The following is a 10661-nucleotide window of genomic DNA, read 5'->3' on the forward strand; positions in this document are numbered from 1 at the left end:
CCCGCGGAGCGGGTACCACATCGCTGCGCGATGTGCAAGCGAACGCCCGTGCTGCGCACGGGCGCAGCGCTTCCGCTCCGCGGAAGCGCTGGCGATGGGCTGCGCCCATCGCAGCAACTCGATTGCTGCGCAATCGAGTTGGGTCACATCGCTGCGCGATGTGCAAGGAGGGCGGTCGCTGCACTCCCGCTGCCCACGCGATGCGTGGAAGGAGGGCGGTCGCTGCACTCCCGCTGCCCACGCGATGCGTGGGCGGATCCCTGCGCTGCGCTCCAGGATCCGGTGGGGCCGGCCGCTGCGCGGCACGGCGGGCCGCGCGGTGCGCGCCCCCGGCTGAGAGGGTGTCACGTGCGGCTAGTGGAGCCTCCAGTTGGGGAGTTGGGGAGTCCTGCGGACTCCGGGCGGGTCCGCTGCGCTCCCCCGCCTGACGGTCCTTCCGGCTGCGCCTCCAGTCCCTTGGGGCCCGCTGGCGCGGGCCCGGCTGGCTACTGGGGTGGGGGTCGCTCGTTAGTGTCGGGTTCCAGTGTAGCGCGTGCATCAGGTTGATGCGGCATGTACCGTTGGCGGAAACACGGGGCACCCCCCAATCACCCGGAAAATCCAATCCACCGAGGGAGTCACCGCCTGATGGCAGCTCACGTAGACCCTATAGAAATGCAGTTGAGCAGTGATCCTGAACAGCGAAACGGCGAGTACCGAAGGGCCGCGAGGAACGCGCGACTGCGTGCTTACGCGCTCCTAGAGGTAGCCGGGTTGGAGCCCGGGGAAGTCGATGCGGTCGTGTCCGCCATCGAGGCCGGTGCCCTGGCAAGCGCCCACGGCGATGTGGAGCGGGGCAGTTGGGAACCTCCTGAGCCGCGGGGGGAGTCGTACGCGCAGGGCTGGGCGGATGGTGTTGCCGCAGTGAGCGAGGGCCTGGTGCGCACGGCCGACCGCCGGTTCCAGCAGCGTGGGCGAGCGGCTGCGTCAGCCCGCTTACAGGCGGGGAAGCCCGCGCCGGACGGGGCTGGGGAGTTGGAGCGGCTGCGGGCCTTCGCGCGTCAGGCGGTGCACCGGACGCACCCGCACACCATGGAGCGGCGCCGGGTGCTGGAGCTCCTGGGCGAGGACGGCCAACTGTGCAACGCCCGCACGATCGAGTACTCCACCGGTGACGTCATCTGGTGCACGCGCGAGGCCGGCCATTACGACCCGGAGGTCAGGCCCGAGGATGGGGATCCGGGCGGCTGGCATCTGTGCAACGGCCGCCGATGGATGGATGACCGGCCCTACAACCACCCGCACAAGTCCGTCTGACGACCCGCAAGAAAGGGCCACAAGGGGAGGCTAGGAAATGCCTGCAATTCAGCTAAGGGAACACCAGGTAGACGCGAATGCGTGTATCCGCAAGTGGGTGGGATTCCCTGCAAGGTCATCAGTGCCCCCTCAGGGGGCGCGTGCCACCGTCGTGTCAGCGACCGGATCCGGGAAGACGATCACGGCCGCTGCGGCGGCCCTGGAGTGCTTCCGGGGCGGGCGGATCCTCGTCATGGTCCCCACCCTCGATCTGCTCGTGCAGACCGCCCAGGCGTGGCGCAGGGTCGGCCACACAGGGCTGATGGTCGCGGTGTGCTCGCTGGAGAAGGACGACGTCCTGGAGCAGCTCGGGGTGCGCACCACCACCAACCCGATCCAGCTCGCGCTGTGGGCCGGGAAGGGACCGGTAGTCGTGTTCGCCACGTACGCCTCTCTCGTGGACCGTGAGGACCCTGAGGACTGGTCGGGGCGGCGGAGGGTTCGTGGGCCGCTGGAGGCCGCTCTGGCGGGTGGGGAGCGGCTGTATGGCCAGTCGATGGCCGCGTTCGACTTCGCGGTAGTTGACGAAGCCCACGGAACTACTGGTGATCTTGGTCGGCCGTGGTCGGCGATCCACGACAACAACCGCATCCCGGTCGACTACCGGCTTTACCTGACCGCGACCCCGCGCATCCTCGCCTCACCCCGGCCGCAGCGGGGCAAGGACGGTGAGGAACTGGAGATCGCTTCGATGCGAAGCGACCCCGAAGGACCCTACGGCGAATGGATTTTCGAGCTCGGGCTCTCGGAGAGCATCGAGCGCGGAATTTTGGCGGGGTTCGAGATCGACGTGCTGGAGATCCGCGACCCCTCCCCCGTTGCCGGGCTGTCGGAAGAGGCGCTGCGGGGCCGGCGCCTGGCGCTCCTGCAGACCGCGCTCCTGGAGCACGCCGCCCGGTGGAACCTCAAGACGGTGATGACGTTCCACCAGCGGGTCGAGGAGGCCGCCGCGTTCGCGGATAAGCTGCCGCAGACGGCAGCCGAGCTGTACGTCAACGATGCCTCGGACGAGGACCTGGAGGCCGCGGAAGAGCTGCCGACGTCGTCGATCGACGCGGAGTTCTACGAGCTGGAGGCCGGCCGTCATGTGCGGCCGGACCGGGTGTGGTCGGCGTGGCTGTGCGGCGACCACCGGGTGTCCGAGCGGCGCGATGTCCTGGCGCAGTTCGCCAACGGAGTCGACGCCGACGGCAAGCGGGTTCACCGGGCGTTCCTGGCGAGCGTTCGCGTTCTCGGTGAAGGCGTCGACATCATCGGCACCCGGGGAGTCGAGGCGATCTGCTTCGCGGACACCCGCGGCTCCCAGGTGGAGATCGTGCAGAACATCGGCCGGGCGCTCAGGCCGAACCCGGACGGCACCCAGAAGACGGCCAGGATCATCGTGCCGGTCTTCCTCCAGCCCGGCGAGGACCCCAAGGACATGGTGGCCAGCGCCAGTTTTGCACCCCTCGTAGCGGTGCTTCAGGGCCTGCGCAGTCATGATGAACACCTGGTCGAACAGCTCGCCTCGCGCGCCCTGTCCCGGGGTCGTGAGCAGCGACGGGTGCACGTTCAGCGCGACGAGGAGGGCCGGATCGTCGGGGCCGGCGGCGAGGGCGACGGCGAGGACCAGGAGCACGACGAAATGCAGGCCGCTGCCGAGTCCGCCCTGCTCCATTTCTCCAGCCCGCGCGACGCCGGCACCATCGCCGCGTTCCTGCGCACCCGGGTCTACCGGCCGGAGTCCCTGGTGTGGCTGGAGGGTTATCAGGCTCTGCTGCGGTGGCGGGAGGAGCACGGCATCACAGGTCTGCATGCGGTTCCGTATGACACCGAGACCGAGCTGGGCGTCACCGTTTTCCCCCTGGGGCGCTGGACCCACCAGCAGCGGCGCGCGTACCGCGCCGGTGAACTCGACCCGCACCGCAAGGAGCTGCTGGACGAAGCCGGGATGGTGTGGGAACCGGGCGAGGAAGCCTGGGAGACGAAGCTGGCGGCGCTGCGCTCGTACCACCGTGCACACGGGCACATGGCTCCGAGGCAGGACGCTGTGTGGGGAGACGCTGAGGGTGAGCTGGTCCCGGTCGGGCAGCACATGGCCAACCTGCGTCGGAAGGGCGGTCTCGGGAAGGACCCGGAGCGGGCGGCCGAGCGCGCGAAGCAGCTGGCGGCGATCAACCCAGACTGGAACTGCCCATGGCCACTGGACTGGCAACGCCACTACCGCGTCCTCGCCGACCTCGTCGACGCCGACGGCCACCTGCCCGACATCGCACCCGGGGTGCTGATGGACGGCGACGACATCGGACGGTGGCTCCAGCGGCAGACACAGCCGGGCACCTGGGCCCAGCTGTCGACCGAGCAGCAGGAGCGGCTGTCCAAGCTGGGCGTCAAGCCGCTTGAGGCGCCGTCTGGCGCCCCTGCCGCCAAACGCGCGGCCAAGGGGCCGACGAAGGCGCAGCAGGCGTTCCAACGCGGCCTGACAGCCCTCGCGCAGTGGGTGGAACGGGAAGGTGCCCACCGGCCGGTACCGCGCCGCCACAGCGAACAGATCACGGTCGACGGCGAGACGGAGCCCGTGACCGTCAAGCTGGGCGTATGGGTATCGAACACAAAATCGAGGCGCGACAAGCTCGCCCAGGAACAGCTAGACGCGCTACAGGAGCTGGGCATGGAATGGGCGTAGTGATCATGAGGCGGGAGTTGGACATCAAAAAATCGTGGATGGGAGTGCACATCGGGGCGGATCGAGGCGTAGGAGATGTGAGTGCGCGCCTCACCTCCAACTACTTCTACTGACGCCAAAGGCCGCCCCTGCACATGACCACCTCAGAATTCACCGCGATACTGGCGGTCGTCACGACCGCGATCACTGCTGTCTGCGTGGCCCTCCGCCGAGCTGGTATCACCGAGCTCCTGTCTGAGGCTCTCCGCCAGCGTGCCCGTGAGCGCCTCGACCGTGAACGGCGGTGGCGCCTGCAAGCAGCGCTGAAGCACACACGCGCTGGAACCGCCGTACGTGAAGAGGCGGCTGATGGCAGTACCTTGACCATCCACTGTTACGCCCAGCGGGAGGGCCGCCGTCTGTGGTGAACGAGCCCGGTCCGGTCAAGCTTCCTTACGGGTTGACCGTGGAGCAACTCCGCGCCTGCGAAGACCTCCATGCCAATATCGCTCCGAGCCTGATGGCGATGCTCAGATCGGACTTCAACCTGTCGAGGGCCGACGGTGAAGACATCGTCCAGGTGGCCTTCGAGAAGGTCCTTCCGAGGTGGGCGGAGTTGGATCCGGCACGGGCCGCTGGATACGTACGACAGACGGCCAAGAATCTGGCCCGTGACCTGTTCCGGCGTCGTCAGCGGGAGGAGCGCGTCAACAGGAACTGGTTGGACAACAATCGAGTCAGGTCCACTTCGCCGGACCTAGATCCACCGGTCGCGGCCGCTCTGGACCGCGCGATCGCAGCACTGGACCCGAAGCAGTGCGCAACGCTGGCCCATCAGCTCGACGGACGCGAGGATGCGGAGATCGCCGCCCTGCTGTCCGTCGCCCCGGCCACCGTACGCTCCAACCGGCGCAAGGCCATCCCCAACGTGCGACGCGCCCTCGTCAAGGAACTCGAAAAGGACGGTGAGTAAGGGGTGAATGAGATGGATGGGGCCGAGCACAAGGACATCGACGTAACCGTAGCCGACGAGGCCCACACCTATCGTCCCAGCAGCTTGGGGTTCGCTGCGGTACTGGCCGCCGCCGGGCGCCGCAGCGACTCCTGGGACCGTCCTGAGGAAACTGGCGTACCGGGTGACCTCTGCTCACCTGGTACGCCAGCTTCCATCAAAACGACGCGGGGAAACGACGCGTACCGCCTGGGCAACCGTGCAGCTGCGCGAACTGATTGGGGCACTGCTAAAACCTGGTACGAAGAGGCGGTTGATCACGGACACCCCGGCGCGGCGTTCCGCCTCGCAAGGGTGTTCTTGGAACTGTGTCAACGCCAGGCCATCGGCGATGCTTCTGGGCCTGCCATCCATGACGCCATGGGGATGGGTAAGACGATTGAGGCGGGTCTGCTGGTGGTCCACTGGCTGCGTCGGGCAGCCGAGTGGGGGCATGGGGACGCTGCGCGTGTTCTCGATGCCGCGAGGCGGGCCAGGGAAGTGGCTGCTGGAGCGTCCCGGCTGAGCCCGGAAGACGTTTTTCGATACTGGCTATTGGGTGATCATGCTCATAACAAGCTCACGAATCTTTCGAGCGCACGAGAGGCTCTGTCTTCATTCGAGCCATTTCAAGCGGAAGATCCAGAGACACTGACCATGCTCGCTGACTGCGCCTATCCAGTGATTTCTTTTTGCATCAACACCGGTAGCGCGGTCCTTCATACAGGGACGAGTGCAGGAATCCGCAAGACACGGGGGAGTTCCGCGGCCACGGACTTGCGTTCCCCTACCACCAGTCAGAGCGCTTCCGGAACACCTGCATCTGAGCAGACTGAACTACCCATGCCTCTCGTGGACGCGGCCCGAGAACTACAGAGTTGGTTTCCGACCACGCGGATGGAACTGCGTGGCGCGCTCTTGGAGATCCTTCGGTCCCTTGCCAAGGTGACTGACGACGCCTATGCCCTCGCCGAAGCGCTGGAAAAGCGCGAACTCGCCCTAGCCGGCAGCCGGGCGCACGCCCTTAGGCGCGACTCCTGCAACGGACTGTCCCGAGCACGTGTTCTGGCACGCGGTCATGACCGGTTCCGTCCCATAGCATGTGCCATGGCCGAGAGGTTCACCTATAAGCTTCCTGCCGACCTCCCCCGCGCCCGCCGATTCATTTTGCTTCTCGCCAACGAGACGCAATTGGCTCAGCGAGCGCTCGCCCGGGTCGGGAGCGACTTCCAGGGCTGCGACCTGAGCAGCCTGGACTTGGAATGGGTGCCGCTCGAAGGTGTGCGATGGAATCTGGGCACCTGCTGGCCTGCTGGCTGGGAAGAGCGGGTACGTCACGCCTCAGAGCAGCAGGAACCAGGGGTCTTCATCGTCCGTGCCGAGCCTAAACGCTGTCCAAGCCTCAGCATGGTATGAGCCGAAGTGGTCAGCTTGCCCCCAGCCCCCGCCCTGCGGGAGTCTTCGGCGTTGCAACTTTCCGGGCTGCGGGGCGGCAGGTCCTGGCAGGGCTCTGCGGCATCGAAGAAGATGTGCTGGCACGGGCTGCCGTCTTGGGGGCGCTCGGACCCGAAGCTGCCGGAGCAGGAGGCCGAGGCCCCGCTGGGTCTGTGGAGCATCGGCGGCGCGGTGGCGGGCCGGTGGCGTTTGAGGGAGCAGGCCGCCGCGTGGCCATTACCTGATGGGATGCTCATCGGTTGAAGGTGCATGTGGCGGCAAGGCTTCTCAGCGCACCCGGCGGTCGCTGATCCCTGTAGGTACAGCGCCCGTTTCCTAAACCCGTACGGGGAAGAACAGCGGATGCCGTGGGGCGAGGCCGCTCGTGTCGTCCCTCTGGAGGACTGCGGTCCGGTACGCCCGTTTCCCCTGCGATCTGGCCGTCGTTTCGCGCCGGGCTGGTGGTGGTCGGCTACCACCGGGCGGCTGGTGCACTACGGGTCGGGTGTCATGCGCACCCAGGTGCTGCTGCTGGACCGTGATCCTTCGGTCACGGCGATGGCATGCCGCCCTGTAGAGCTGTCCTGGCGGGGATCTGATGGGACCGTGGTGTCGCATGCGCCGCATCTGATGGCACGGTTCAGCGACGGCGGCGGTCTGCTGCTCGACTGTGCCGGGCGAGGGGAGATCTCTCCCCGGCTCGCACAGCGTGCTGACGTCATAGCAGCGGCGGCACGTGCGGTGGGATGGCAGTACAGAGTCGCCTCGCCTCCTGAACCGGTTGTCGCTGCCAACCTGGGCTGGCTGTCGGGATACCGGCACCCTCGCTACCGGAACACCGCGCTCATGGAAGAGACGGTGCAGGTCTTTGCCCGTCCTCGGCCGCTGATCGAAGGAGCACGTGACCTCGGGGACACCATCAGGGTGCTCCCAGCCCTCTTCCATGCCCTATGGACCGGGGCACTGTCAGCCCCGCTGAACGAGCCCTTGCATGAACGGGTGACCGTGACAGCGGGCCCGGGCGAGTGGGCGTCTGCGTGACGGCGGCAGTACTTGAGGTGGGGAGCCAGGTGCGGTTCGAGGACCGCTCCTGGACGGTGGTGATGCTCGAAGGGACCCGTGTACGGCTGGTCGACTCGGACAACTCCCCGGCAACGGTGCTGGTGAGCTATCTGTTCGCTGCTCCTGACTTCGAACTCGTCGGAACGGCCCGCCGCCGGGTGCCTCCGTTCGGGCTCCTGGCGGAACTCCCTGTGCAGGCACGCGAGCGTGCTGAGGCCTGGGAGCGGCACGTGCGCGAGGTGGAGACCGGCCTTCCGGTGCCGGGTCAGGGCGGTGTGCCGCGGGCGGAGTTCGATCCGGCGCTGCGGACTGTGGCGGAACGGGAGGAGGCCAAGGCAGCGGAGTTGACCGCGGCGGGGCAGCCGACGAGTGCGGTGACCGTGCGACGGATGCGGGCCCGTTACCGCGAGAAGGGGCTGTGGGGGCTGGTCGACCAGCGCACGGCGCGCAGGCGTTCTGTGGTGGGACGGGCCGATGAGCGTGTGGTCGCCGCGATCACTCAGGTGCTGGAGGCACAGCGGGAACGCTCCAGTGGCACGCTGAGCCGGCTGCGGCGCATGGTCGGGTGGGTTCTGGAGGAAACCCATGGTCCCGGCGCGGTGGAGGTACCGCCGGTGACGACGTTCAACCGGCTGGTGCACGCGCTCGCCGACGGCCATGGACTGCTGGGGTCGGCGGCACAGCAGCGGCGGCGCACGTCGCGGCCGGCCCCTCCCTTCACCCCGACCGTGACGCTGCGGCCGGGTGAGCTGGTGATGCTGGACAGTACGCCGCTGGATGTGCTGGTTGTCCTCGCCGACGGGGTGACAGGGTCGGTCGAGTTATCGATCGCGTTGGACGTGGCAACGCGCAGTATCTGTGCCGCGGTGGTGCGTCCGGTGGGCACAAGATCGGTGGATGCGGCGGTGCTGCTGGCGCAGATGGTCACGCCCATGCGGATGCGCCCGGGGTGGGAGACGGCGCTGGCGATGTCCCGGTCAGTCATCCCCTATGAGCGGCTGGTGTCGTTGGATGCGCGGCTTGAAGGAGCAGCGGCCCGGCCGGTGATCATGCCGGAGACGGTGGTGGTCGATCAAGGTGCGGTGTTTGTCTCCCATTCCTTCATTGCCGCGTGCGAGAGCCTGGGGGTGTCCGTTCAGCCGGCGCCGCCGGCCAACGGCCCGGCCAAGGGCCATGTCGAGCGGACGTTCCGCACCATCGGGGACCGGTTCTCCCAGTACGTGGCCGGCTACAGCGGCTCGGATGTCACCCGGCGCGGCACGCGCGTTGAGGACGAGGCGTGCTGGACGCTTGCGCACGTTCAGGACCTGCTGGATGAGTGGCTGGTCACCGACTGGCAGCACCGCCCGCACGCGTCGCTGCGCCATCCGCTGGCACCGAAGCTCGCCTTGTCGCCGAACGAGATGTGGGGCGCGCTCGTGGGAGTCACCGGCTATATCCCGGTGCCGCTGAGCGCGGATGACTACATCGAGCTCATGCCCATCAAGCGGGTGGCCATCAACGACTACGGCATCCGTTTCGACTACCGCACCTACGACCACAAGGTCCTCAATCCGCACCGCGGGGACCGGTCGGGCGCGCCGGACGGCAGATGGGAGGTGCACCACAACCCCTACGACCCCAATCAGATCTGGGTGCGGCTGCCCACCGGGTGGGAAGAGGTGCCGTGGATTCACCGTGGTTGTGTCAGCCTGCCCTTCACCGACTTCACCTGGCAGCACGTCCGTGCCGCAGTCGAGCGCCGCGGCGACCGCGTCGAGCACGAGCGGCAGCTCGCCCAGGCCCTGGACCGCCTCCTGCGGCGTGCGAGCAACGGTGCCGGGACTCGCCGCGAGCAGACGGTGGCGGCGCGCGCCAGCGCCGCAGCGTGTCTGGCCCGACCAGCCGTGCCGCAGGCGGTCCCGGACCCCGTGGCCGCTCCGTCCCTCTCCTACGGCCTGGTGGGCGTCTTCACGCCGCTGGAAGAAGAGGATCAGCAAGGGGAGACAGCGTTCGAGGACGGCTGGGACGAGGACGACGATCTGCCCGGCCCCGCAGAGACCGACGAGCCTGCCGGAGGCGAACGGCCAGACTCCCCCGCCCATGTTCCGCGCCCGTCCCGGATCTATGACGCCTACCAGGAAGCAGCACAGTGGTGACAGACGCCCCTGCCAACAGCACCCTTCACGACGGAGCGAGGGCTGCGGCGTACGCGCCGCCGACCACACGAGACGGCTGGCAGCAGTTCGTCGCCACTCCCCCGCTGCAGCCCCAACCGGCCGCCGACGAGGACTGGTCACTGGAGGAACGGCTGGACTACCACTCCCGGTTCGTGGTGCTGACCACCCCGGCCATGGAACGCATCTCTCTGTCCCTGCGGCGCCTGATGCTCCTCAACCGCCGCCAGCAGGGCACCGCACGCCGCGGCCTGATCGTCTCCGGACCGCCCACCACCGGCAAGACCACCACCCTGCTGGAAATGGGCCGCACCTTCGAACTCGCCGAGCAGCGTCGGCACCCCGGCAGCATGGAGCGCCTGCCCGTGGTCTTCCTGGCCGTGCCACCGGCCTCCACACCCAAGATGCTGGTCAGCGAATTCGCCCGGTTCCTCGGCATCTCCATCGCGGCCCGCATGAACCAGGCGCAGATCACCGACGCCGTCTGCCACCTGCTGTGCCTGCTGGAGACGACGCTGGTCCTCGTGGACGACGTCCACCTGCTCGACACCCGCACCCGGTCCGGCGCGGAGACCTCCGACCAGATGAAACACCTCGGCGAGCGCATCCCCGCCACCTTCGTCTACGCCGGCGTCGACGTCGAGGCCTCTCCCCTGCTGACCGGGCCGCGCGGCGCCCAGCTCGCCGGCCGCTTCACCCTGATCCGCAACACCGCGCTGCCCTGCGCCACCGACGAGCAGCGCGAGATCTGGCGTTCTCTGGTCACCGACATGGAACAAGCCTTGCGCCTTCGCCACCACACCCCGCAGACCCTGGCGCGGCACGCCGACTACCTCCACCAGCGCACCGGCGGCGTCATGGGCAGCCTCTCGCACCTCATCCGGGAAGCGGCCCTGACCTCCCTGCTCGACGGCAGCGAGAAGATCACCAAGAAGCTCCTGGCCGGCATCCAGCTCGACATCCGCGCGGAACAGCAAGCCCGCCCGCCCCGAAAACGCCTCCCGCGCCCGCGCAGCCACAACGCGGGATCCTGACAGGT

At 68.0% G+C, this 10661-nt stretch carries 7 protein-coding genes; all 7 read left to right on the plus strand.

Annotation, left to right across the window (positions count from 1 at the left end; translation table 11 throughout):
- Positions 1 to 780: 780 nt before the first annotated feature.
- The 7 genes from AB0G32_RS36670 (at position 781) to AB0G32_RS36700 (ending at position 10656) form a co-directional block, all read left to right on the plus strand.
- On the plus strand, positions 781 to 1296 hold the full coding sequence (locus AB0G32_RS36670; protein ID WP_361173937.1) for a hypothetical protein: 516 nt from the start codon (positions 781 to 783) through the stop codon (positions 1294 to 1296).
- Positions 1297 to 1333: 37 nt separating this feature from the next.
- Positions 1334 to 4000, plus strand: a complete 2667-nt coding sequence (locus AB0G32_RS36675; RefSeq protein WP_361173940.1) for a Helicase associated domain protein — start codon at positions 1334 to 1336, stop codon at positions 3998 to 4000.
- A gap of 400 nt (positions 4001 to 4400) precedes the next feature.
- On the plus strand, positions 4401 to 4952 hold the full coding sequence (locus tag AB0G32_RS36680; protein WP_361173943.1) for a sigma-70 family RNA polymerase sigma factor: 552 nt from the start codon (positions 4401 to 4403) through the stop codon (positions 4950 to 4952).
- Positions 4953 to 4955: 3 nt separating this feature from the next.
- Positions 4956 to 6386 (plus strand): hypothetical protein, encoded by a 1431-nt coding sequence (locus AB0G32_RS36685; RefSeq protein ID WP_361173946.1) that lies wholly within the window; start codon positions 4956 to 4958, stop codon positions 6384 to 6386.
- Positions 6387 to 6767: 381 nt separating this feature from the next.
- The gene (locus tag AB0G32_RS36690) at positions 6768 to 7445 is read left to right on the plus strand and encodes a TnsA-like heteromeric transposase endonuclease subunit (RefSeq protein ID WP_361173949.1); all 678 of its coding nucleotides are present in this window, start codon (positions 6768 to 6770) and stop codon (positions 7443 to 7445) included.
- A gap of 29 nt (positions 7446 to 7474) precedes the next feature.
- Entirely contained in the window at positions 7475 to 9604 is a 2130-nt protein-coding gene (locus tag AB0G32_RS36695; protein ID WP_361173952.1) for a Mu transposase C-terminal domain-containing protein, read from the plus strand.
- Positions 9598 to 10656, plus strand: a complete 1059-nt coding sequence (locus AB0G32_RS36700; protein ID WP_361173955.1) for a TniB family NTP-binding protein — start codon at positions 9598 to 9600, stop codon at positions 10654 to 10656. The genes AB0G32_RS36695 and AB0G32_RS36700 overlap by 7 nt, the downstream gene beginning before the upstream one ends.
- Positions 10657 to 10661: the final 5 nt, after the last annotated feature.

The sequence above is a fragment of the Streptomyces sp. NPDC023723 genome (assembly GCF_040639815.1).
Taxonomy (GTDB): Bacteria; Actinomycetota; Actinomycetes; order Streptomycetales; family Streptomycetaceae; genus Streptomyces.

Excerpts from the sequence above, each read along its gene's own strand:
- AB0G32_RS36690 (WP_361173949.1), top strand. The coding sequence starts at position 6,768 with ATGCCGTGGGGCGAGGCCGCTCGTGTCGTCCCTCTGGAGGACTGCGGT.
- AB0G32_RS36675 (WP_361173940.1), top strand. The coding sequence starts at position 1,334 with ATGCCTGCAATTCAGCTAAGGGAACACCAGGTAGACGCGAATGCGTGT.